The organism is Leptospira interrogans (assembly GCF_900156205.1).
GTDB classification, from domain to species: Bacteria; Spirochaetota; Leptospiria; order Leptospirales; family Leptospiraceae; genus Leptospira; species Leptospira interrogans.
In genome coordinates this window covers 235,303-259,281 of record NZ_FTNA01000001.1, presented here as the reverse complement: position 1 = coordinate 259,281, position 23,979 = coordinate 235,303, and the positions used below count along the sequence as shown (strand labels likewise).

Annotated in this window: 19 protein-coding genes; 7 read left to right on the top strand and 12 right to left on the bottom strand. The window is 36.8% G+C overall.

Going from position 1 to position 23,979, the window contains the following annotated elements; translation table 11 throughout:
* Positions 1–43 precede the first annotated feature (43 nt).
* The 10 genes from BW942_RS01105 to BW942_RS01060 form a co-directional block, all read right to left on the bottom strand.
* Positions 44–559, bottom strand: a complete 516-nt coding sequence (locus BW942_RS01105; protein WP_000740026.1) for a hypothetical protein — start codon at positions 557–559, stop codon at positions 44–46.
* Entirely contained in the window at positions 559–3,219 is a 2,661-nt protein-coding gene (locus BW942_RS01100; RefSeq protein WP_000790264.1) for a TonB-dependent receptor plug domain-containing protein, read from the bottom strand. Before BW942_RS01100 ends, BW942_RS01105 begins: the two co-directional genes overlap by 1 nt.
* An 8-nt stretch (positions 3,220–3,227) precedes the next feature.
* A complete protein-coding gene (locus BW942_RS01095) occupies positions 3,228–3,677 on the bottom strand; it encodes a hypothetical protein (protein ID WP_000922522.1) in 450 nt (149 codons plus the stop codon).
* A gap of 1 nt (position 3,678) precedes the next feature.
* Positions 3,679–4,368, bottom strand: a complete 690-nt coding sequence (locus BW942_RS01090; protein ID WP_000477913.1) for a hypothetical protein — start codon at positions 4,366–4,368, stop codon at positions 3,679–3,681.
* Positions 4,284–4,553, bottom strand: a complete 270-nt coding sequence (locus tag BW942_RS01085) for a hypothetical protein (protein ID WP_001982438.1) — start codon at positions 4,551–4,553, stop codon at positions 4,284–4,286. The genes BW942_RS01090 and BW942_RS01085 overlap by 85 nt, the downstream gene beginning before the upstream one ends.
* Positions 4,525–4,902, bottom strand: coding sequence for an LIC20211 family lipoprotein (locus BW942_RS01080; protein WP_000689175.1), 378 nt, complete (start codon positions 4,900–4,902; stop codon positions 4,525–4,527). The genes BW942_RS01085 and BW942_RS01080 overlap by 29 nt, the downstream gene beginning before the upstream one ends.
* 1,091 nt (positions 4,903–5,993) lie before the next feature.
* Positions 5,994–7,049 carry a methylmalonyl Co-A mutase-associated GTPase MeaB gene (meaB, locus tag BW942_RS01075; RefSeq protein ID WP_000094317.1) on the bottom strand — a complete coding sequence of 352 codons (1,056 nt, stop codon included), beginning with the start codon at positions 7,047–7,049 and terminating at the stop codon, positions 5,994–5,996.
* Between the two features lie 12 nt (positions 7,050–7,061).
* Entirely contained in the window at positions 7,062–9,260 is a 2,199-nt protein-coding gene (gene scpA / locus BW942_RS01070; protein WP_000828548.1) for a methylmalonyl-CoA mutase, read from the bottom strand.
* Positions 9,257–11,137 carry a methylmalonyl-CoA mutase family protein gene (locus tag BW942_RS01065; RefSeq protein ID WP_000013232.1) on the bottom strand — a complete coding sequence of 627 codons (1,881 nt, stop codon included), beginning with the start codon at positions 11,135–11,137 and terminating at the stop codon, positions 9,257–9,259. Before BW942_RS01065 ends, scpA begins: the two co-directional genes overlap by 4 nt.
* 91 nt (positions 11,138–11,228) lie before the next feature.
* Positions 11,229–12,209: a TerC family protein gene (locus tag BW942_RS01060; RefSeq protein ID WP_000345464.1), complete on the bottom strand. Its 981-nt coding sequence runs from the start codon at positions 12,207–12,209 to the stop codon at positions 11,229–11,231.
* An 87-nt stretch (positions 12,210–12,296) separates the two neighbouring features.
* Here BW942_RS01060 and BW942_RS01055 point away from each other — a divergent pair, with 87 nt between their 5' ends.
* From BW942_RS01055 to BW942_RS01035, 4 genes are all read left to right on the top strand, one after another.
* Complete coding sequence (locus tag BW942_RS01055) at positions 12,297–12,923, top strand: lysoplasmalogenase (protein WP_000600787.1); 627 nt, start codon at positions 12,297–12,299, stop codon at positions 12,921–12,923.
* A 62-nt stretch (positions 12,924–12,985) separates the two neighbouring features.
* Positions 12,986–13,855 carry a ferritin-like domain-containing protein gene (locus BW942_RS01050; RefSeq protein WP_001022430.1) on the top strand — a complete coding sequence of 290 codons (870 nt, stop codon included), beginning with the start codon at positions 12,986–12,988 and terminating at the stop codon, positions 13,853–13,855.
* A 10-nt stretch (positions 13,856–13,865) separates the two neighbouring features.
* The gene (locus BW942_RS01045; RefSeq protein ID WP_001190664.1) at positions 13,866–15,017 is read left to right on the top strand and encodes an aminotransferase class V-fold PLP-dependent enzyme; all 1,152 of its coding nucleotides are present in this window, start codon (positions 13,866–13,868) and stop codon (positions 15,015–15,017) included.
* Positions 15,018–15,908: 891 nt separating this feature from the next.
* The gene (locus tag BW942_RS01035) at positions 15,909–16,859 is read left to right on the top strand and encodes a bile acid:sodium symporter family protein (protein ID WP_000448522.1); all 951 of its coding nucleotides are present in this window, start codon (positions 15,909–15,911) and stop codon (positions 16,857–16,859) included.
* A gap of 567 nt (positions 16,860–17,426) precedes the next feature.
* Here BW942_RS01035 and BW942_RS01030 read toward each other — a convergent pair.
* Positions 17,427–18,545, bottom strand: a complete 1,119-nt coding sequence (locus tag BW942_RS01030) for an alpha/beta hydrolase (protein WP_011172450.1) — start codon at positions 18,543–18,545, stop codon at positions 17,427–17,429.
* 782 nt (positions 18,546–19,327) lie between these two features.
* Complete coding sequence (locus tag BW942_RS01025; protein ID WP_000722918.1) at positions 19,328–20,245, bottom strand: esterase/lipase family protein; 918 nt, start codon at positions 20,243–20,245, stop codon at positions 19,328–19,330.
* Positions 20,246–20,296: 51 nt separating this feature from the next.
* Here BW942_RS01025 and BW942_RS01020 point away from each other — a divergent pair, with 51 nt between their 5' ends.
* From BW942_RS01020 to BW942_RS01010, 3 genes are all read left to right on the top strand, one after another.
* The gene (locus tag BW942_RS01020) at positions 20,297–20,704 is read left to right on the top strand and encodes a G protein-coupled receptor family protein (protein ID WP_000850434.1); all 408 of its coding nucleotides are present in this window, start codon (positions 20,297–20,299) and stop codon (positions 20,702–20,704) included.
* A complete protein-coding gene (locus tag BW942_RS01015; protein WP_000377734.1) occupies positions 20,692–22,110 on the top strand; it encodes a UTP--glucose-1-phosphate uridylyltransferase in 1,419 nt (472 codons plus the stop codon). Before BW942_RS01020 ends, BW942_RS01015 begins: the two co-directional genes overlap by 13 nt.
* Before the next feature lie 105 nt (positions 22,111–22,215).
* Positions 22,216–23,568 carry an EAL domain-containing protein gene (locus tag BW942_RS01010; RefSeq protein ID WP_000214763.1) on the top strand — a complete coding sequence of 451 codons (1,353 nt, stop codon included), beginning with the start codon at positions 22,216–22,218 and terminating at the stop codon, positions 23,566–23,568.
* Positions 23,569–23,979: the final 411 nt, after the last annotated feature.

Genomic DNA, 23,979 nt, shown 5'->3' with positions numbered 1-23,979 from the left:
AGTGACATCAAAGTCACTCAGTTTTCCGATCATTTTATTTCATTTAAGGTCCCGAAACACTTGCACATGTTTTTGTACACCCAAACGTTCCCGTTGATAATCCCATAATTTGAGAACCTCCGTCTTCTCCACAGGTTCCCGCAGAATTTTTATTTACCCAATAAGAACGGTTACAATCCATAACACAGGCTTGTACTCTACTTGTATATTTTGCAAGTGTAGGAGAATGAATCAAAGCGTCACAATAACTTTGATACGTTTCTAACGAAGAATTTTCTCCACTGAATAAACTTACGATCATTTCTTCGGAAAGTGGGGTAGGTAGATCAGGAGCTTGGTTTAAACAAATTTGGGCAGCTTGCAAAGCATCTATGCAGGATCGAACTGGATCAGTAGGAGGTAAAAGTAAATACTGTAGTATTACTCTTTTCTCGTTATTTCGGTTGAAACCATCGTCTTCGTTGGGAAGGTTACAATTTAAAATGAGATGTAAAGAGATCAAAGTAAACGCAAAATTTTGAATCCGCCTTTTTATGGTTTCGAATGGATTTTTTTTCATTAAAATTTCACCTCGATTCCCATATTAAAGAAAGGAATAATCGCTCCTCCTGGTAAGGTAAGAGTTCCAAATGTAGGATTCGGTTTTGGGTTAGTCGCAGAATAAGGACGTGTAACATCAAAATTCTCTCCAGAAACGTTTTCTCTCATATATACGTTGATGATTTCCAGAAACGTATTTACATAACCCCATTCGTAATTTAAAAATTTGTCGATCCGAATATCAAATCTGTGATAATCTTTTAGACGTTTTGAATTGGTGTATTCTGCAAGATAAGGATTGTTGCCTGAAACGGGTATCCAAATCGTTTGGTTATTTGCAGGGTTGCTGAATTTTCCGCCGTCGTCTCCTACAATTGGAGTAATTGGTGTGGAGGTCATATAAGACCATCTTGCGCCAAATTGCCAGTCTTGACTGAATCTCCAGCCGAAAATTAAATTGATGATATGAGTACGATCGTAATCATATAAAGTTTCTTTGGAGTTAGGAAAGGTTTGAGCAACCAACCTTTGTTCGGAACCAGTAGCGACTTGCGTCATGATAGCATCAGGTTTATAAATATTAGGATTTCTGAATGTTTGAGACCAAGTGTAGGAAATCCAACCAAACCAATCCCTTTTTCCGGGAGCGGCAGTTTTGCGAATTACCAGTTCGTAACCTCTAGAATGTCCGGTTCCATTATTGGAATAACTGAGAGGTTTGTTTAGAATATAAGGTTGAGTGATCCTGCCGTACTGATCCGGATTGGTACCAATTGCTTCCGTGATATAAGGATCGGTGACGATCAAGTTAGAAAATTCCTGTTTAAAAACTTCGCCTTTGATTTGCCATTCGGAAGTCACTTGGTGATCGATCCCACCTCCGTATTTAAATGCTTTTTGAAATTTTAAATGAGGGTTTCCGCTTTGTTCTGAAAATCGAGTGTCCAACGGAAAGTTAAAATGATTTCCGGCGCCTCCAAAAACAGTGGTTCCTTTAAGTATACCTTGTTCAAACTTATAAGATATTTGTGCTTTTGGACCGAGTGCGCCATTTTTGATATAAGGAATATAATCGTATCTCGCTCCTGGTTCGATTAGTAGTCCGCCGAATTTGATTTTCATCGTGGTATAGGCGTTATAGTATTTACTTTGTACTCGGTTAGTATCCGGAACGGTTTTAAAATCCGGACTCGTAGTATCATAAGGATTTGGATCAGGATTATTTGGATCGGTTTGTTGAATTGTACTCCCGGTGGTTTTGTAATTTAAAAAACGAAGTTCGGAGCCGAATTCTAACGTAAAATGTTTGTTAGGTTCCCAAGATGCGTCTTGTCTGACTCCGTTATACGCTCCGCTACCTCTTTGTTTCGCTTTGATGGAGCCAAAAGAAACATTGAAATCTACAAACGGATCATAACTAATCAGTGTAATTCGATTATTGAATTTTTCGGAAGGTCTCCAAGTATAACGAAAAGCTTGAGTACGATACCCTTGACCTGCGGATAAATTTCCTCCAGCAAACCCCGCCAATTCATCTTTTGTTGGATCGTTTTGTCGTTTTGCGGGAGGATCCAAAGCAAAATCGTCTTTTGCGGTTAAGGAGTAAAAAGAGATCTGGTGTTCATCGTTAAAGTTATAAACCATCTTTACTTGAGAGTCTGTGTAACGTGGAAGACGTACTCCTTCCGGAAGAAGGCTACCTCCGGCAAGAGTTCCTAACGTTTCAAACGTTTTGTCGATATAACCAACTTTTACCGCGCCGAGTATATAACCCTTTCCGTTGGCAAAGGTAGTTTGATAATTTGCAGATGCGGCCCAAAGTGAAGTCAAAAAATTTCCACTGGAACGTTCCACCTTATCAGGAGATTCAATTTCGATAACACCTCCGAGCGCGTTGTTAAAATTCGCGGGAAGAACTCCGGTATAAACATCCATTGACTTGATTAAGTTTCCGTTGATCGTAGCAGTCAATCCGTCAAAGTGAAACGGGTATAAAATGGGTAGATCGTCGTAGAGATAAAGGTTTGTATTTGGATCGGCCCCGCGAAAAGAATAATTATTTGCACCACCACCGAACGCGGCAACCGGAACGACTCCCGGAATCGTTTCGATGGAACGAAGCGGTTCTCCAAACGTGCCGGGCATACGTTTGATTTCTTCAAAACGTAATTTTGTACGAGACATGAGTTGTTTTTCTTTTTCTCCGGTTACATTAATTGTACCTTTGGGTATACTCTCACTGGATTTGGTAGATTCATCCGTATAAAGAATTACAAGTGCTTCGCCTTCTCCTATTTCTTGACGAATTTCCTGAAATCCAACATCTCTTAAAATACGAAATGTGTATGTGCCTGAAGATGGAACCACAGCTTGGAAATAACCTTCTGAATCAGTCTGATAAAATTTTTTAGTTTCAGAAATTCGTACTGAAACGTTTGCATCACCTAAACTTTTACTACGGGAAAAAACACGTGCACGAAAAGAAACTTCTGCGAAAATCGGAGTTGTAATAAAAATAAAAAATAAAAAAGAAATTCGTTTCAACAACATTAAAGATGGTTCGTTTCGGCCAGGAGGAAACAACTTGTTGAATTGCAGAATGTTGAGCGTTTCACTTTTTATAAACTTTTTTGTCGGCTGGATGAAAAGAATAATCAATATGTTTCTAATATTTTTCATCGTTTGCCTTATTGTATTTTAGTTTTTACGAATACTTCTTGGAAATCTAAATACCATGGTATTTCGCCAATAGGTTCTTCTACATAAATCAGTACACAAGCAAAAGGATACGAAATAAAAGGACATTCTGATCTAGTAATCGCGATTGTACATAAATCCAAGTTTCTTTGTTGTATATCGTCTACGACGATTGGCATTGGAACAGGAATTGGGTTTCCACATTTGTTGCTCAAATAATTAGCTGCCGCATAAATTTGGCTCTGGGAATCACTTGCAGAAACTACTTCCGGTCTTACACAATTTTGAGAAAACGTCACCAATATAAAAACAAAGCCAAAAAGAATCTTTTGAAAACGTTTCCGTTTTTGTAGAAAATCGATCTGCGAGAAATCGGCCGCTTTATTCAAGTTCGATTCCTTTTTGGGTTTTGGGATTAGTTCTAAAGAATATTTTAACATACTAATCTTTCTTTTTGCCGCCTACCGAAATTCCGCTTGATGAAGAATCGGAAGAACGTTTTTCACCACTGACGGAAATACCTCCGGAAGAAGGATTCGAATCTTGTTTTTCATGTTGTGTTTGAAAATTTGATTTCGTCGTTGTTTCCGTTTCTTTCTTAAGCTGTTCTTCTAATCTTAATCTTTCGGATTCCTCTTTATTTCCAATCACTTTTCCTTTTACTTTGAGAACGGAAACAGTCCCTAAAGGAAACATAACGTGAGTTTCGTGCCAAACTTTGATATTCACAATGCTTCTTCCACCTGGAACTTTTTGAACTGCTTGACTCAGTGCATAATCGATGCTGATCGGATTTGTGATCGGGATGATTCCTAAAATGAAAAATGTGGAGGATTCTCCTTCTGATTCTTCTAAAATATCGTATCCAGAAGTTCGAATGATCGTAGCAGAATCGTAAAGAGCAGGCGCACGGACTCTTCCGCCCGGCTCAAATAAGGTGCCTCCCATACAATTTCCGAAAACAGAAAAAAATAAAATCACTAAAAAATGAAGCAAAAGAGAATAGTAATGTAAGGAGTGATATTTAATAGCGACTAAGGGTTGAATCATGGCCTTGCCCATAAATTTAAAGTATTTAAAAGAAGAAATTTTCGTGGGAGTTCCCATAAAAACTCTACTTGCAAGAAACATGATTTTATAATTAAAAAAAATTTACTAAACGTTAGGCTAGAAGTAAATTTTACAAACAATTGTAATGTTCTCAACAATTTGATTTCTCGATCTAGATAACTTGCAAATTTTATAATAAACCCTCTTGCTTTTTGTAAAAGAAAGAATGCCACTTTGTTATTTTCTTTTTTTGCCGCTTTGATCATTGGGCTGATCCTCGAATTTGATCGCTTCCGCATTGATATGTAGCCTATTGATTGTGATGAATAAAAGTATATATTTGTCTGTCCAATACCGGATATTGATCAAAGCGTCCGCTTCTTTTTCGGTTAACATAGAAGTGACTAACTTATCGATGGGTGGTTCGGAAAGTGGAAGTCCAACAATAGCTATGTCAAACGTGTTCCAAGTTTTATGTCCTTCCACGGGACTAATCACTTTGTATTTACGATCTGCGATGGGAATATTACTCGTTGCCATTCCGGCGGAGGATGTTGCACAATGGAATAATATTAAAGAAGCAAAAAATATAAATAGGATTTGAAAAATTTTCACGATAACTGCCTACAATTGCCTCTGATGGATTTCAGAGAAAAGTCTAAATTTGTAAAGTAATACTAGTTGTTATCTATATTTATATATACAAGAATTAATTTCTTGTTTTGGAAAAAAATCAAATTTGATTTTAAAACGGGTTCATTTTTTCACACTTGCGTCTGTTGTTTTGCAATAGAAGTACAATTAAAATTGAATGAAATATCTTGACCGTTTTATTACTAGGACATATAAAAATAATACTATGATAAACTTTGTTTCAAAAATTAGAATGTGAATTTCTTTAAAAAAGCTGACAATTCCAAATTAGACGCAATTTTTGCATCTTGTAAAATGTTCTATTAATTTTCGATACTGCTTTTATGTGTCTGGATAGTACGAATTAGTGGATACATTATTTAAGTTACATTAGCCAGAATACATAACGTTATTGAATGAATCGAAACCAATTCTAATATAACGTGAGTTGGGAGTAAGAATTCATGATTCTGAAAAAAGTTGAAATCTGAACTTTACAGATTGATTCTTTACTACTCGGACGCATGAAAATAGTACCAAGTTATTAACCATAACCAACCCCACAAGTTGGATAGGATTTTAGAATCAAAATGAACTCAACAGAACGGGCTTTCTATGGATCGCCGTTCTGGGCTCAAAAAGACACATTTTTCAAGTGTTCCGACAAGAATGAGTCTCTTTACTTGCAAAAAGTATGTTTTTCTGATAAAGAAAAACTGCCGCCTCCTACCACAAAGCTTAGGTCTCTATGACATGAGAACTCTTACAGATCACGATTTTACGAACAAATTCTAAAATTGTAGGAACTTATACGTTTAGAGATTTTTTCTTACGTCTCACTCACGTTAATTGAATACATCTGTAGTGTCACACAAAAGTGGCAGTATTTTTTTCAGGAAGTAATAAAAAAGAAATTTTAAAGAATTACAATATGATTGTTTGACATTTCTAAAAAGTTCTGTTTTTACAATTTAGTCTTTTATAAGATTGGCATTGTTGTGACACTATATTCTGAAAATGTATGAAAATACAAATAACCATCTAAATTCCAATCACCAAATAGGGTTCCCTTTTTATTTTAGGATCCGCTTTCTATATTCAAAAATCAATTTTTCGGCTGCTTGAAAAGAACTGATTTTGTGTTCACTCACTTTGGATTCCATGTCTAAATAAAGATCTTTCATTTTAGTATAAAAATCTCCCATTAGATTTTCGGAAACGGTTTCTTCTAACCAATACTTAGACTGATTAGTTCTTCTAATTTCAAAATGGCCATTTAATTTTAAAACTTTCTCATATTCTAATATTTGGTTCCAGATTTCTCCGATTCCTTCTCCCGAAAGAGAAGAACAAGTAAGCACTTTAGGAATCCAACTGCTTTCCTGTTTTGGAAAAAAATGAATCGCGGATTGGGTTTCAATTCTAGTTCGTTCTGCTCTTACCTTATTGTCTCCGTCCGCTTTTGTAATAGCAAATAGATCTGCCATTTCCATAATCCCTCGTTTGATTCCTTGTAGTTCATCCCCTGCGCCCGCGATGAGAAGTAGCAAGAATAGATCCACCATAGAATGTACAGCAGTTTCCGACTGACCAACTCCCACGGTTTCTACTAAAATCGTATCAAATCCAGCTGCTTCACAGAGATAAATCGTTTCTCTCGTTTTTCTAGCAACTCCACCTAAAGAATCACCGGAAGGAGAAGGGCGGATAAATGCAGATTCATTTTTAGAAAGTTCGGACATTCTGGTTTTATCGCCTAAAATACTTCCACCCGAAATCTGACTGGAAGGATCTATCGTCAATACGGCGAGTTTTTTACCTTGAGAGATCAAATACATTCCAAATGATTCGATGAATGTACTTTTACCCACACCCGGAATTCCGGTGATTCCGATTCGGATCGATTTACCGGAATGAGGGAGGCAAGAGTTTATAATCTTTTCTGCAAGTTCTTTGTGATCGGTGCGCGTGCTTTCGACGAGTGTAATCGCTCGGGCAAGCATCACTCTGTCACCGGAAAGAATTCCTTTTATGAATTCTTCTGCGGAAGGGAGCGTTCTATTAACTCTTCCTAAACGTTGTCGTATTTCGTTCAGAGGAGGGATCCCGTTTTGTTCTCCAGAACTCAAGGGGTATTTTCCTTAGGCGTTTACTTTCAAACTTTCTAAATCTTTGATGAGAAGCTCCAGAATATCTGCGGCTGCTTTGGAAATTTTAGTTCCAGGTCCGAAAATTCCAGTGACTCCCGCCTTATAAAGAATATCATAATCTTGTTGTGGAATCACTCCACCGGCAACGACCATGATGTCTTCTCTTCCTAATTTTTTTAGTTCCGCAATTACTTGAGGTACGAGTGTTTTGTGTCCCGCAGCTAAACTAGAAACTCCTAAAATGTGTACGTCGTTTTCTACGGCTTGTTTTGCTGCTTCTCCCGGAGTTTGAAAGAGAGGTCCTATATCTACGTCAAATCCCATGTCTGCAAAACTCGTAGAGATTACCTTGGCGCCTCGGTCATGTCCATCCTGTCCCATTTTGGCGATCATAATTCTAGGACGACGTCCTTCGAGAGTAGCAAACTTGTCCGAAAGTTCTTTGGCTCTTTTGAAATCTAAATCATCTTCTATTTCGGATGAATATACTCCCGAAATAGAACGGATCGTTGCTTGGTATCTTCCAAATACTTTTTCCATAGCGTATGAAATTTCACCTAACGTTGCTCGTTTACGTGCTGCGTCCACCGCAAGAGCGAGTAGATTTCCTTCTCCTCCTTCGGCGCATTTTGTAATTGCGTCTAACGCGTAGTTCACATCTGAGTTGTTTCTATTTTTCTTCAACTCTTGAAGTCTGCGGATCTGAGATTCACGAACTGCAGTATTATCAATATCTAATATATCCAAAGGTTTTTCTTCTACCGCCTTGTATCGATTGACTCCGACGATCACGTCTTTTCCAGAATCGATCTTAGCTTGTTTGCGCGCGGCTGCCTCTTCGATTCTCATTTTAGGAATCCCGGTTTCGATTGCCTTTGCAATTCCGCCTAACTTTTCTACTTCTTCGATCAATTCCCAGGCACGATGAGCCAGAGAATGGGTCAAAGATTCCACGTAATACGAACCTCCCCAAGGATCTACGACACGATGTATGTTCGTTTCTTCTTGAAGAAAGATCTGGGTATTTCTTGCAATTCTCGCGGAGAAATCGGTAGGAAGTGCGATTGCTTCATCCAGAGCATTTGTATGTAAGGATTGGGTGTGTCCTAAGGCAGCGGCTAAGGCTTCGATACAAGTTCGAGCAACGTTGTTGAAAGGATCTTGTTCGGTTAAACTCCAGCCCGAAGTTTGACAATGTGTTCTGAGCGCGAGGGACTTCAAGTTTTTCGGGTTGAACTGTTTTACTAGTTTGGCCCAAAGAAGACGTCCAGCGCGCATCTTTGCAATTTCCATAAAGTGATTCATCCCGATTGCCCAGAAAAAGGATAAACGAGGTGCGAACGTATCTACGTCCATTCCTGCTTTAATTCCAGTTCGGAGATATTCCAAACCGTCTGCGAGAGTGTAGGCGAGTTCTATGTCAGCGGTTGCTCCTGCTTCTTGCATGTGATAGCCTGAAATAGAGATCGAGTTGAACTTAGGCATAAAATCCGAAGTATATTTGAAAATGTCCGCGATGATCTTCATCGAAGGAGCGGGCGGATATATGTAAGTGTTCCGCACCATAAATTCTTTCAAAATATCATTTTGGATTGTGCCCGAAAGTTTATCTGCGCTGACTCCTTGTTCTTCTGCGGCTACAATATAAAATGCTAATATAGGAATTACGGCTCCGTTCATCGTCATCGAAACAGACATCTGATCCAAAGGAATCTGATCGAAAAGAATTTTCATATCGAGAATTGAATCTATCGCAACTCCTGCCTTGCCCACGTCACCTACCACACGTTCGTGATCGGAATCGTATCCTCTGTGAGTCGCTAAATCGAACGCGACAGAAAGACCTTTTTGCCCCGCGGCTAAGTTTCTACGATAGAATGCGTTCGATTCTTCCGCGGTGGAAAAACCTGCGTACTGACGAATGGTCCAAGGTTGTTGGACATACATCGTGGAATACGGTCCGCGCAAATACGGAGGAATTCCGGCCACAAAGTCTAGGTGTTCCATTTCGGCTATATCTTCCGAAGTATAAACCGGTTTGACCGGAATTTTTTCCGGAGTTAACCACAGAGTTTGCTCCATGGAACTAAACCCTAGATCACCGAGTGCGGATTTTTCCCAATCGGATTTAGAAACGGTTCCGTTTCTATGTGACGTATAACGTTTTGGATCAAAACTCGGACGTTTCATTGGATGCCCAGCCTTTTCTGAATAGACTTCAGAGTTTCTAAATGTTGGGATTTGACGTGAATGAAAAATTCAATCCCTTTGGATTTAAGATTATCGATTTGCTCCGTTGGATTTCCCGCTACAATCCCAAGTAAATTTGGATTCTGTTTTTTTAATATTCCAAAAATAGAATCTACAAAACCGAAAACTTCTTCGTCACTTGTGCAGAAAACTACGACGTCCGCGATCGTTTCTTTTAGGCTTTGTAGTACTTCTTGAGGTGTCGTATAACTTCCCGGATCTACTACTTTATAACCGGCGCAGGCCAAAAAGTTTTGAGAGAAAATGGCTCTCGCTTTTTTCATTTTGAGATCTCCCATAGGAAGAAGAAGAACGGTCGGGGTTTTACCAGACTTCTTTGCAAAGGTTTCGGTTTTTAAACGGATTTCTTCGATGTCGGCTCCGGCCCTAAATTCGAAAATTCTTTCACAAGTGGTTTCTCCTGTGACACTATCAATTTCACCTAACGTTTTATTTTGATTGAGTTCGGGAACACGATCTTCTCCGTTCGGGTATTGATTAGTTCCGAGAAGAATTTCTTTTCGATTCGCTAGATTTTCTTCCTTTTTCTTTCTGGAATCGGCGACTTTCTTTTGGATGATTCCTTTTTGAATGCCTTCTAAAAATCCTCCGATAGATTCTATCTCGCAAAAGATTTCCCAAGCCTTTTTGGTGATCGAATCGGTAAGAGATTCGAGATAATACGAACCCGCCGCTGGATCTACTACCTTATCTATATACGATTCGTGTTTCATCAAAAGTTGAATGTTACGAGCAATTCGAAGAGAAAAAGAATCGGAAGTTTTTAAGATAGAGTCATATGGAGAAACGTTGATTACCTCACAACCTCCGATTGCAGCTGACATAGCCTCGGTAGTTGCGCGGAGCATGTTCACGTTTGGATCATACGCGCTATAATTGTAACGGCAAGTATGTGCACTTAAAAATGCGTGAAGAGAAGATTCTACCTTGGGAGAAAATTCTTTCAGAATTTCTGCCCAGAGAATTCTTGCAGATCGAAACTTAGCGATTTCTAAAAAATAATCGGGGCCGATAGAAAATTCAAACATCAGTTGAGACGCAATTGTATCCACGTCCATTCCTGCCGTTTTAAGTTGTTGCACGTACTCGGCAGCAGCGGCTAACGTAAATGCAAGTTCCTCAGAAATCGTGGAGCCTGCATCTCGAAATGTGGAAGAATAAACCGACAAACCTCTGTAATGCGGCCAAGAAGATGCAAATGTTTCTAAAATCTCTTTTAAAACGGGAATCGAATGTTTTCCAGATCTACCGTGTTTGAGTAGAATTCTAAATGGATCGTATCCAAGTCCGCCTACGAGCACCTTATCTTTGGGAAGCCAAGAAAAAATTTCCGGAGAACGTTCTTCAGCAATAAAATGTAACGTTACCTGATCGAAAGGAAGCCCTTGGATCAACGTTTCTAAGTCTTTGGAAGAATTTACTGGAATCCCTTTTTGCGGAGAGGTTTTGTTTTCGATGATAAATCCGATCGCAGTGACTCCGTTAGATGCCGCTTCTTTTGCCAATTGATTGGCTTCGGAGATCGAATTAGAATCTAAGTCCTGACGAATGCTCCAGTCGGAAACAAGTTTACGAGTGGAGCGCGCAAAGGGGAAAGTTCCCGGAAGATTAGAGGTCAGCCATTGTTTGTCACCAATGTCTTCTTTGGTATATACGGGTTGGATTTTAAATCCTTCTGCGGTTTCCCAGATTAACTTTTTCTCAAAGTCTGCGCCTTTGAGATCTTTTTGGATGAGTGCAATCCAGGCTTCCCGATCGACGGGAGGGAAGTCGGTAAATAGCTTTTGATTGGCCATGTTTATTGTTCTCTAATTTTTGAGAGGATTTGGTTGAGGTCTCCTTCTAGGGAACCTTGTAATACTTTGGTGTAAAGTCAAAAACCCGTTTTTAATTCTCCTTTTTGATTTTGAGGTAATGAGGAACCGAAGCAAGAATTGAAATGGTAAGCGTTCCTAAAATAACTCCTAAAGAAATCAAAATCGGAATGTGGATTTCGCGTCCAAAAATATAGGGGGAAATGAGTGGAAGAAGTAGTTTGATTCCTACAAAGGCAAGAAGAATTGAAACTCCCTTTTTGAGAAAAATAAACAGTTCCATTACACCCGAAAGCATAAAAAATAAAGAACGAAGTCCTAAGATTGCAAATATATTTGATGTATAGACGATAAACGCATCCGTAGTGATTGAAAAAATTGCAGGGATAGAATCGAGTGCAAATAGAATATCGCTAAATTCCACGACCAATAGAGTCACGAAGGTGGAAGTAAAAAGATACTTTCCATGTTCTAAAACTACGAATTTTTCGGGATGATACACCTGGCTGAGCGGAAGAATTTTCTTTGTGAACTTGATTACTGAAGAAGATTCAGGATTAAAGTCTTCCTCTTCTTGGTGTGTGAACATTTTTACAGCCGTATATAAAAGAAGAATTCCGAACAAATATAAAATCCAGTGAAACTGAGAGATAAGTCCCGCGCCTATAAAAATCATGATTGCTCTAAAAATCAAAGCACCGATGATGCCCCATTTCAAAATCAAAGGCTGATATTGAGGTGTTACTCTAAAATTCTGAAAGATTATGATAAAAACAAAAAGGTTATCCACGGAAAGAGAATATTCCAAAAGATAACCGGCGATAAACTCAAGCGCCTTGGTTTTACCTCGGGTTGGGTCTTCTGGAGTTTGATCCATAAAGTAGATTAGAATACTGAATGAAATTGCAAGACTGAACCAAAAGAGAGACCAATAGACTGAATTTCTGAGAGGAATTTTATGAGCTCTTTTATTGAGAACGAATAGATCTAAATAGATGAGAAGGCCTAAAGCTAACGTAAATATGACGATTAAGATCCATTCTCCAAAATCCATAATCCCTCGTTCTTTTCTTGATTCTTTGATGACAAAAGTTCCCGTTCTTTACAAAATTACAATCGCAATTCCCATAAGAAGGTTCCTATGATTTTAATCTTATTTTGTATTGTATCTGTTGCTCATTTGCTCGTTTTGTATTTCGTGCCAGATAACGTTACTCTGAAGATAGGAAGTAAAATCGCACCGATTCTCGTTTTGATTTTTTTCTCTTTTTTAGAAGGGAATTGGAAAGGAAAAGGTGGAAAATTTATTTTTGCAGGTCTGATCTTTTCTTTATTTGGAGACGCATTTTTAGGCGTTCCTGGAAATTATTTCGTTTTTGGACTTGGTTCTTTTTTAATAGCACAGATATTGTATTCGGTAGGTTTTTCGGTCGGAAATCCGGTTCATATTATTCGAGCTGTTCCTTATTTAGTATTCGGGATTTCATTTTACATTTGGATTCTTCCTGGAATCGGAACTGCTTTGTATGTTCCTGTCGGAGTGTATATGATTGCAATTTGTGTGATGGGTTGGAGATCGGTTTCCAGAGAATGTTCTAAGTCTGAGTTCTGGAAATCTTTAGCAGGTTCTTTGCTTTTTATTTTATCGGATAGTCTTATCGCTACTAGAAAGTTTACTACGGTTCCGATTCCTTGGATTGGAGTTTGGATCATGTCGACTTACTACGCCGCTCAGTTTCTCATTTATGAATCTGTGGAAGAAAATTAAATAATTATTGATTCAGTCTGTAACTTAACTAAGATTGCAATGAAATCGGGAGGAATCTTATCATGAATATTAAACCTTTGAAAGAAACGACTTTTTTAGAAGCGGTTGCAGCTGCGATTCAGCACGAAAAGGATTACTTCGAATTTTATATGAGTACGTATGAAAAACTTCCTCCCGGAGATACGAAGGAACTTTTCGAAAGACTTGCGGAAGAAGTGGACGACCATATTAAATTCATTACGGAATTGTATGAACAAGCGGAGGGATCGGAACTTCCAAATCTAAAACAACTCGCTGCGATTCATAAATTCCACGATTCGACTCTTCAAAAACTGATGAACAAAGTGGAGAGAACTATTTCCGGTCCAGGAACTAAAGACGCGCACGAAGCGCTTGAGTTAGCGATTCGAGAAGCGGAGAACGCAGTTTCTTTTTACGAAAAACTTGCAAACAAGTTTGAAGATGTGAATATCAAATCTCTTTTTACAAAATTAAAAGATTATAATCAAAACTACCAATCTCTTCTGGAAACTGAGTTAAACGGTCTGGATCAATCTCAATCCGGTTCTGGACAAGGAACTTTTTTCTGGGATGAACAAGCGGAAGAAGTGGTAAAGGCAGAATCTAAGCCAGTAAAAACAACTTCTCCGTCTAAAAAGCCGAGTTCTGCTACAACTTCTACTCCCAAAACTACATCTGTTACAACTACTAAGGCGGCTGCGCCGAAACAGTCTGCGACAACTGTAACTGCCAAAAAAGTAGCTCCTAAAAAAACAGCGAGTAAATCAGTAGCGAAGAAAACAACTTCTAAGAAAAAGGTAGCTGTTAAAAAAGCGGTGGCAAAATCTAAAAAGCCCTTAAAAAAGAAGGTGGTAAAAAAAACCGCTCCTAAAAAGAAAACGTCCCCAAAAAAATCTAAGAAAAAAAGGTAAACAGTAAGGAATGCAATCGATCATCGATTGGAAGGAAATTCAAGATCTCTATCCTGTAAACCAAGAGATGATCTGGTTAAACAATTGTGGGACTACTCCCTGCAATGTACATACGATCCAAGCGATTGGGGAATATCTGGAAGGTTATTCTAAAAAAGGAGTTCTTACGGAGGTTCGTAAATACGCTTCCGTAAAACATTCCATTCGAAAAATCGTAGCGGGTCTCATCAATTGTGACGTAGAAGAACTTTGTATTATCCACAACACGAACGAGGGAATGAATTTTCTTTCCCTCGGATTTCAATTGAAAAGTGGGGATGAAATTCTACTCTTAGAAAACGAGTATCCCAGTAATATCTATCCTTGGGAACACTGGAAAGAAAAAGGAGTTGTGATTGGGTTTATCCCGATGGCATCTACCCCAGATCAATTTTTAGAAAATTTAAAATCTTCTATAAGTTCTAAAACTAAAATCGTAGCTTTATCGGCAGTTCATTGGTGTACTGGAATGCCATTTCCTTTAGAAGAGATAGGCGTTTTCTTAGATTCCAAAGGGATTGAATTCGTTTTAGATGGGGCTCAGGGGATCGGTCTGATTCCAGTGGATGTAAGAAAGATGAAGTTAAAATACATAGCGTTCCCCGCCTGGAAATGGCTTTTGGGTCCTCTCGGTTTGGGAATGTTATATATCCAACAAGACTGCATCGATACACTTTCATTTCCATTTAAGGGAACCGGGTCTGTAATTAACGATGAGGTTTATTTGCCCTATCGCGCTGAATTAAAATCCGGGGCGGATCGTTATGAAATTTCTACAGGGAATTTTATAGACTGGGTATATTTTCAATCCACACTTGAAATGCTTCAGAAAATAGGATTTCATTCCGTGATGGAAAGAATCTACGAACTTGCGGATTATCTATCTGAAGGAATGAAGGGAATTGGGTTTCAAATTGAACTTGATCATTTTCCTGACAATAGAACTGGAATTGTAGTAGGATATAAAGAAGGAATTCCTATGGATGAACTCGTTTCTTATCTTAAAAAAAATGAAGTGATGTGTGCACTTCGGTTAGGAAAGGTAAGATTTTCTCCGCATATCTATAATAAAAAAGATCAATTAGATCGAGTTGTAGAGTTACTGGGTTCTTTTTCATCTTGAGTTGGGGATTTGCTACTTAGAACGTCCCAAAACCTAAACACCGACCCTTAGGAAGGTGTTTGCTGAGTTTCACAAAATGTGGGAACTCTCACAAAAATTTAACAATATTAGAATTACTTGAAAGTTCACAAATTATCAAATGTGACGGTTTTTGTAGGAACTACTGTATTTTATTAAAAATTTCTAAAGAATTATCGCGCAAATTCTTTGAGGTTTTGGGACACGTTCTTAATGTGAATTCGGTTAACAATGCGAAGTAATTATATTGTGCTTTGCTGGGTGAATGTTGATCCATAAGGCTTTATATTCTAAAATTTTATAACACCCGTTCGTGTTTTAAGGAAACCTCTGTAAATTCAAAAAGAAGGATCGTATGTCAAATTTTTGCATCAAATCTTCGTTTTGCGGCTTGTCACAAAAATGAAAAACGGTTTTATAGAGAGGTTTTAACGTAAATTTGGTGTAAGAAATTAGGATAATATAAATTTTAAAGCGAATCTTTGTTTTAGAGTTAGAATTCTGGATTCTACTTAATTTACGTGGGTTTTCGGCATAAGGAATTATGATTCATTTTTCTGAAAGAAGCTGGAATCTAAACTTTGTAAATCTATTTTGAAAATGTAGGAACTATTACAAATCACGATTTGACGAACAAATTTTAAAATTGTAAAAGTTTATAATTTTAGAAAGTTCTTTCTCATTTTCTTACGGTCGAATTCACGTTACTTAAATTCTAAAATAGTAAAAAGGACAGATTTATAGTAGCAATGTAATCGGTGGGTTGTTAAACATTCAAAATTTTTAAATGTAGGAGCTACCACGTTTTATTAAAAATTCTCCAGGATAAGTTTTAGATTTAGTATTTTAAAAAAGGGTAATATTTAAATTTCAGTGGAAACTAAACTACAAAAAATCGGAGAAGTTGGTACACTTTTGTTTCCAGCTTGGGTCCTGATCGGGTCTATTCTTTCTTTTTTCTTTCCGCAATGGTTTACTTGGTTTACCGGGCCGGCAATTACATACGGTCTTGGTTTTACAATGTTAGGTATGGGAATTACACTTTTACCGAGGGACTTTAGAAATATATTTAAAACCCCAATTCCCGTTTTTATAGGAGTAGCATTACAATATACGGTGATGCCTGTTTCAGGTTGGGGGATCGGAGTCCTACTCGATCTTCCGATACCTCTTGCAACTGGACTTGTAGTGGTTTCCTGTTGTCCCGGAGGTGTTGCGTCTAACGTTATTACATATCTTGCAAAAGGAGATTTGGCGCTTTCGGTTTCTATGACTGCGTCTTCTACGATTCTTTCCGTGTTTATGACTCCATTACTTACACTTTTTTTGATAGGGAAAGGAATCGATGTATCTACAAGCGGGTTGTTTTTGGATACGTTTCAGGTAGTCATTTTTCCGATAGTTTTGGGAGTTTTATTGAATGTTTATTTTCCAGAAGTTTCTAAAAAGATTCAAGCCGTTTCACCGTTGGTAGCGGTATTTTTAATTACTATGATTGTATCTTCTATTTTAGGAGCCGGAAAAGAAAAGATTCTACAATCAGCTGGAATATTAATTTTTGCGGTTTTAAGTTTGCACATATCCGGTTTCTTTTTTGGTTATGTTATATCTTGGTTGTTCATCCGAAAACAGAAAATTTCTAGAACGATTTCGATCGAAGTAGGTATGCAAAATTCTGGTTTGGGAGTTGTTCTCTCTAGAAATAATTTTCCTGATCCTTTGGTTGCCATTCCTGCAGCAATTTCTAGCCTTGTTCATTCACTGATTGGAAGTCTACTTGCGGTTTTTTGGAGAAAATTGGAAAAGGAAACCACTATAAAATGAATTTGGATTTATAGTGGTTTCTTTTAATCTTATTTAGCGGCATTCATAGATATATAAGAATAATAAAATATTTTAATTATCTAAAATAATTATTTAATGTGAGTAAGAAAAATTTTTCTAAAAGTATGAGTTCCTACAATTTTAGAATTTGTTCGTAAAATCGTGATTTGTAGTAGTTCCCGCATCATTTTACAGACAAATTCAATTATTATAAATTGTGAGAATTCACACATTTAAAGAATCGATCTGTAAAGTTTAGATTCCAACTTTTTCAGAGTCATGAGCTTCTTACGCCGAACTCACATTATTTAATGTGAATTTGGCACAAGCAAATCCGACTGCTTGTGGCAGCCGGACCCGGATCTTTCGTTCTGGTCAACAAATTACATGCAGTAAACGTTATATCGTCTTTAGTTTAATTTATTATAGAATACGATTTGTCGGGCACCTAAAACGTGAACCGGAAAACTCAGCGGTGAATGCTTTTTTTAGAATCGGCATTTAAGAAGCGAGACGCTGAGTTTTCCCATATCAATCTTTTTTCGCATTATACCAAATTTATGTTATTTAGAATAATGGAATTAACAAACTAGGTTTTGAAAACGGAGTACCATGGACTGCTTCGGGATCTGAAATTGTTACCATCACTCCTATCTGACCTGGATCTAGATAATTTGCCAAGTTCTGAGTTTCTTGTTTAGTAAAAAATACGTCCTTATCTAACCAAACGACTTTTAGATTTTCTCCACTCCAGATTCCCCTTGTAACAGGTATACGAGGAACAGCGTTTTGTGTTTGCCCGCTAGGATCTAAACCTACGATGTTTGCAGCTGCACGATAAGGTTCTAATACATTCATAACTTCAACTTGAGCAGGTGTAGGGGCTCCGGTTACTGGTATTCCATTTACGGAATATTTAGTATTGATAAAAAAATCGTCCGGACTTTCTACAAATAAACCAATTACAAGAGGGGAGGAAGATAAGATTCTTTCTACTTTAAAATTCCATACAAAAGCTTTTGCTGACTGGTTATAGTTTGGATCGCCCATTGTTACGTCGCTTCCAGACCAAGGAAGAGGATATGGAATATCGCTCGCGATCAGTACGGTACTTGTAATTTTGTATTGTTTGAACAAACTAGAATTTTGATTTTTTAGTTTATTCTGTAGAAGTTGTACTACTAACCCACCAATACTATGACCTACAATTGTGTCGGGTAGATCCGGCCAAATCATTGTGGATGGCATGGTATCTAACAAAGCACGAGTTGCTTCTTCATAATTTTGGACCGTTAGTTCGCTTACATTCGAAGGATATGCGGCCGTACCCTTTGTCATTGTACTACCACCATGTCCAGGAAGATCCAAAATATAAACGTTATTCGCCTTTCCCTTTAAGATCAGTTGTTTTGCGAGCGGTTCAAAGATGGTACTAGTGTCTCCAAAACCGTGAACACACAATACGTTCTTAGCGCCTAGAGTTTCTATGAAAGATGTGTTACGATATTGAATTACATTTAATTTGTAGTTCGTTGTCATATTGCTGGCGTTTCGACCGACAACATTATACGTCAAAATCTTTTTCTCATAACTTATAGCGAAGGCTGATTGTGTTACTACAAGGGCAAACAATACAGAAAGTATCCCCCAGAGACTTCTAATTTTAAGCTTCAATTCATTCTTCATTGATAATTCTCCTGAATGTTGTTTTGTAGAATGAACTCTTAAACTATTGGTTAATTTTGGCAATATCCATCCAATATGAGTAATATTGGCGATATATTTTTAATAAAAACGAATTTAATTTTAAAAAGTCATATTAAATTCTATTTTTAAAACACTTTAAACATCAAATAACACGAGTTTGTCGCTTCTTAAATTTACTTTTCTAAAAAAAATTAGCTAATTTATCTGAACTACTTTTGTAACTTAGTGAGTAACACACTACTTTGTAGTTTGTAAATCTATAAGAAGAGAATTTGAATTCGATGTAAAAATTATAAAAAGTATGAGTTCTTATATTCTGAAATTTTAGTTTTTGAATAGATTTTAAGCCCGGCAAAAATTTTTACTGGATTCGAAAGTTACTTCCAAGATGTAATATTCATTTAAAATAAGAATTATATAAAAGAATTCTTATAAATTCATTAAATGTAAGTTTGTGAATAATTTTTTAAATATATTAGAATTTTATTAAGTTAAGAAAATTTTTGCAAGTTGCAATTTTATAAATCGATAGAGTTTTTGAAAAATTAATTTTCCATCTGTTTCCGTTGTATTACTCATAACTATATAATAAAATATCTAATATTTTGCATGGGATCAGTGTTTTATGATAAAATTAACGGTACTCAATTTTATAGAGATCAGTAAAATGGACAATTGAAGCAATTTTGCTTATTCCAATATGGAATTTTCGACAATTCTAATCTTTAAGATTTGGAAATTCCATTTTCTAAAAACTACAATTAACGTTTTTTGGGAGCATTTTTCTTTTTGTTAACAATTGTAGAGGATTGTTTTTTCGTTTTAGAAACGGAACGTTGTGTTTTAGAATTTCTTTTTGACAATGAACTTGTATTTTTTTCTTTGCCGGAACGATTTGTTTTAGAAGCATTTTTACTTTTTTGTTTTTTCAAAGATGTCTTTTTTGGATTTAAGGTTTTGGTTGATTGAGGTTGTAGCCTTGGGATTGGAATCGATTTCTTTTCTAATTCCTTAGAAGTAGTACTCGGATAGTGAAAGGCAAGAAATTCCAAAATAGTTCGAATATTCTCCGTTTTTCGAACTTGATTGTAATTACCAGGAATATCAAACCAAAGGTCTCTTCCTTCGCCGTAAACAGAAGAAGAAGCGGGAAGGAAAATAAATTCTTTCAAAGGAGAAAGTGGATGAAAACGATCCATAAACAGAAAAGTTTTAAATAGTTCTTTTAAATATTTAGAACCAAAATACAAACCGTTGATTGCTAGAAAATAACTTCCTCGAAACGGAGTTCCTAACGTGATTAGTCCTTTGATTTTTTGACGACTTCGATCCGGCAGCAACAGAGTGATCAATCCTCCCGTATTGTGAGCGAGTAAAACGGACTTCAAAGGAATCTGATCCATTTGTTTTGAAAGAACTTCTACCGCACTCGTAGTGTTGAATAAAAAAGAGGGTGTATTTAAAATTCTAGGTTTGTAACCTTTGGATTCTAATGCTTTACGTAGTTTAGAATAAAAAAATGGTCCGGAGAGATAACCGGTTACTATAAAAATATCTCCTCCGGAAAGATCAGAATCTTTATTAGAAGGAGACAAGGAAGAAATCAATGAAATCGTAAATTCAAAAATTTCAGAAAGAAAATAAAAAGACGTTCTAAGTACAGATAAGATTTTTTTCATGAGAATGGCTTGAAGTTATGGAGTGAAAAGACAAGACTGTCAGAGTCTTTCATGAAAACAAAGAAGCTGGTTCTTTCCTTATGGATTTTTTTAATCCTACCTTCCGTTGTCTATTCAAATATCCCGACCCATTCCGGTATGGAGAAAAATTTCAAAGAAACCTGGAGAAAATCTTTTCCAGTTCCTTATGCTAAAATTTTAAAAAGGGATCTAACGGGTAAGGGAGTTCTGGTCTACAAAAAAACTCCGTTAAAAATCGTTTATATTTATACATATCTTATTTTTCTTCCTTTATATAAAGAAAACGAAGAGCTTCCCCAGGAAATTCCAGGTAAAGGAAAAGAAGTAAGAGTGAAACTCTTTTATGAACCTTCGAACCCAGTTGAGAAATTCTGGATTGAATTCACCGAGTTCGACGAACAATACAACAGTAAATCGGTGGTACGATGGATTCGCTAAAATCGAAATCGGATGAACTCATCCAAAATAAAATGACTTCCGAAGGTTTATCTTCTGCTTTTATCCAAGACTTTTTGAAAAAAACCGATCTGGTTCGAAACGGAGAAACCGGAATGGTTCGCTGGGAAGAAGTAGGAGATCTAGATCCTAAAGCGGACGAGATTACTTTAGAACAAATTGAAAGTGAGAATGCTCCCGAGCCTTCGATTCTTAAAAACTTAGTCGTTATCAAACTCAATGGTGGACTTGGAACTTCTATGGGACTCTCCGGTCCTAAATCTTTAATTGAACTCAAAAATGGAATGTCCTTTTTAGAAATCGTTGCGAAACAATCTGAGGTCATTGAAAAAAAATATAATGTGTCTGTTCCTTTGATTCTAATGGACAGTTTTAATACACAAAAGGAAAGTCAAGAGGAGTTGAATCGGATCGGATTCCGTCAAAAATTTCCCACTTCTTTTTTACAACATAAAGTGCCTCGTCTTTTGAAAAAGGACCTAACACCTATTAGCTGCAAGAATCCGGATGAAGAATGGTGTCCTCCCGGTCACGGTGATATATGGATTTCTCTTTTGGAAACTGGGCTTTTAGACACTCTCATTCAAAACGGATACAAAATTGCTTTTGTATCCAACGGAGACAACTTAGGAGCTACGGTACATCCAGGAATTCTTTCCTATATGTTGAAAGAGAAACTGGAATTTTGTATGGAGATGACTCCTAAAACTCTTGCGGATAAAAAGGGCGGAGCGATCTACAAAAGAATGATTGCCGGAAGAGCGGAGAATTATCAACTCCTCGAAACGGCTCAGGTTCCACCCGAACACATGCACGAATTTGAAGGTTTAGGTAAGTTCAGGACTTTTTCAACAAACAATCTTTGGATCGATTTGGTTGCCCTTCGACAAAGAATTCTTCTCGGAAGTTTTGAACTTTCTCTGATAGTAAATCCAAAAACGATCGAAGGACAAGAAGTTCTACAGCTCGAAACTGCGATGGGTTCCGCGATCCGAAATTTTGAAAAGGTCAAAGGGATCATCATTCCTAGAGATAGATTTGCTCCTGTAAAAAAGTGCGAGGATTACCTCGCTCGTAGATCGGATGCGTATCACCTTTTAGAAAACTATTCTATTACCATGTCCGACAAAAGAAAAGAATCCGGGTTAGGCGAAATACTGATTTATCTGGATGAAAGATATTACAAAAAGATTGGAGACTTTAATCGACTTTTTCCAGAAATTCCTTCTTTAGAACTTTGTTCTTCTCTTACCGTTCAAGGAGAAGTTCTATTCGATCAAAAAATTTCCATCGTGGGAGAGGTTGTAATTCAAAATAACGAAACACTACCTCGGAGAATATCAGATTTAAAAACTAGAATTTTAGAGTCTGGAAAATATTCCTTTTAAGCTTTACAAAGAAAATCATTTATCGGATCTTTTATTTGAACTTGTTTAAACGTTCTGGTTCAAATGAAATAATCCGAAAAGATTTTTTGAATCACAAAGGCTAAAATGACAACTTATAAAAGTCCTAAGATCCTATCCTTTGACGAAGGTGAAATTGAACAATTCAAGAACATATTTATCAACGAAAATCGAGGAAAACCAATTGTTCTTCTTCGATTTCAAGATATAAAATCCTTATCCTTTCTCGATTTCCTACAACTCGTTCCTATCAAAATTTCTGAATTATATCCAGGAGCGGAAGGTCATTACACTTATTACTGTTATGGAGATAAAAAGAGCCTATTGATTGGAGTTGCTCCACTTCGAGTAAACGGTTCGAATGGTTTTTTAAATTTTGATTCTCTTCTTGGAAAATTGAGAGAGATATCGATCAAAAGTGGTTCTATGAATTTCGATTTTGGAATTGCAAGAACACAGTGTAATTATATTTCCTATGTGGATGAAATCTTTCATGAGTTGGAAGTTTCTTCTCTTAAAAACTTACAGGATAATCTAATTCGTTGGAGTTGGACTTATCTGAATCGAGTTAATGATTACTTTGCAGGAGAAAAAGCAGACGCTGTCATTCAACCGATCATTCATTATAATCATAAAACGCAAACATATTCTATGAAGGGTGGAGAAGTGTTTGTGGGCGGAGAAGCTTACGCTGGTTATGCGGATTTAATTCGAGATATTCCTCACGATCAAGATCTAAATCGAATCGAACTGTTAATATTAGAAAAGTTGACTATGTGTTGTAACGGAGCTCCCGGTCTTTTAAAATTTAATATTTCCCCTCAAACTCTCATTGATACTTTTGATACGGACGAAAAAGTAACACGCTTTCATAATCTTCTACTCGACCAAAATCTAAATCCATTTCTAGTAAGAATGGAATTGATCGAAAAACCGTACGAAGAAAAAGACGTTACTCTTAAAAATGTTTGTAAAAGATTTTGGAATTTTGGAATTAGTTTTGCGGCGGACGATTTTGGAGTCAAAAGCCAAAGCCATCAGATTGTTTTGGATTTAGGAGAGATGATCAAAGAGTTCAAACTAGATCCGATCAGTTTTAAATTCAAAGCAGATCAGGATCTTACCAAATTTTTAGATAACTTGGCGTTTATAGATTATTGTAGAAGGCTTTCGGACAATCGGGAAGCGATCATTACGGCGGAGGCTTTGGAAGACATTGATTCTTTGAACTTTTTACTTACGCATCAAGTTTACTATTTCCAAGCCAATCTTTTTTGTAAAAAGATTTCCATTAAAGAATATAAAGAAATTTTTAAGGATATGCAGGATCTTCCAGAGGCGGTAGTAAATCAGATTTTGACTTCTGAGGAACTTCTCTTACAGTTGAAAGAAAAAGGAAATATATTCGAACTTGCAAGGAAATTGGAACTCGTTCCATAGAAAATGTGAGTTTAGTTATAAGGACATATTTTTCACTAAACAAGAAACTCTAAAACCTGTTATACTCAAATAGTGAGACATTGAATTCTACAAAAATGTGGGAATTACCACAAGTCAGGATTTTAAGAATCAATCCTAAAATTGTAGGAACTCATACTTTTAGAAAATTGTTTTTTATCTTCTTATATTGAACTCACGTTAATTTATAGTTTTTTAGTGTTCTTTTGTTGTAGTAGTTCCCACAAATTTAGGTATTTGGCAATTTGCGAACTTTCGAGTAATTCTAACGTCGTTCAATTTTCGTTGTAGTTCCCACATTTTTATAAAGCGAAAGTGTCTCGCTTCTTGAACTCAATAAAATGCTTTTTACGGGTATTGTGTCGTGTTTTAGGATGCTCGGCAGATCTAGAG

Excerpts from the sequence above, each read along its gene's own strand:
- BW942_RS01105 (WP_000740026.1), bottom strand. The coding sequence starts at position 559 with ATGAAAAAAAATCCATTCGAAACCATAAAAAGGCGGATTCAAAATTTT.
- BW942_RS01100 (WP_000790264.1), bottom strand. The coding sequence starts at position 3,219 with ATGAAAAATATTAGAAACATATTGATTATTCTTTTCATCCAGCCGACA.
- BW942_RS01095 (WP_000922522.1), bottom strand. The coding sequence starts at position 3,677 with ATGTTAAAATATTCTTTAGAACTAATCCCAAAACCCAAAAAGGAATCG.
- BW942_RS01090 (WP_000477913.1), bottom strand. The coding sequence starts at position 4,368 with ATGTTTCTTGCAAGTAGAGTTTTTATGGGAACTCCCACGAAAATTTCT.
- BW942_RS01085 (WP_001982438.1), bottom strand. The coding sequence starts at position 4,553 with ATGATCAAAGCGGCAAAAAAAGAAAATAACAAAGTGGCATTCTTTCTT.
- scpA (WP_000828548.1), bottom strand. The coding sequence starts at position 9,260 with ATGAAACGTCCGAGTTTTGATCCAAAACGTTATACGTCACATAGAAAC.
- BW942_RS01065 (WP_000013232.1), bottom strand. The coding sequence starts at position 11,137 with ATGGCCAATCAAAAGCTATTTACCGACTTCCCTCCCGTCGATCGGGAA.
- BW942_RS01060 (WP_000345464.1), bottom strand. The coding sequence starts at position 12,209 with ATGGATTTTGGAGAATGGATCTTAATCGTCATATTTACGTTAGCTTTA.
- BW942_RS01055 (WP_000600787.1), top strand. The coding sequence starts at position 12,297 with ATGATTTTAATCTTATTTTGTATTGTATCTGTTGCTCATTTGCTCGTT.
- BW942_RS01050 (WP_001022430.1), top strand. The coding sequence starts at position 12,986 with ATGAATATTAAACCTTTGAAAGAAACGACTTTTTTAGAAGCGGTTGCA.
- BW942_RS01045 (WP_001190664.1), top strand. The coding sequence starts at position 13,866 with ATGCAATCGATCATCGATTGGAAGGAAATTCAAGATCTCTATCCTGTA.
- BW942_RS01030 (WP_011172450.1), bottom strand. The coding sequence starts at position 18,545 with ATGAAGAATGAATTGAAGCTTAAAATTAGAAGTCTCTGGGGGATACTT.
- BW942_RS01025 (WP_000722918.1), bottom strand. The coding sequence starts at position 20,245 with ATGAAAAAAATCTTATCTGTACTTAGAACGTCTTTTTATTTTCTTTCT.
- BW942_RS01020 (WP_000850434.1), top strand. The coding sequence starts at position 20,297 with ATGAAAACAAAGAAGCTGGTTCTTTCCTTATGGATTTTTTTAATCCTA.
- BW942_RS01015 (WP_000377734.1), top strand. The coding sequence starts at position 20,692 with ATGGATTCGCTAAAATCGAAATCGGATGAACTCATCCAAAATAAAATG.
- BW942_RS01010 (WP_000214763.1), top strand. The coding sequence starts at position 22,216 with ATGACAACTTATAAAAGTCCTAAGATCCTATCCTTTGACGAAGGTGAA.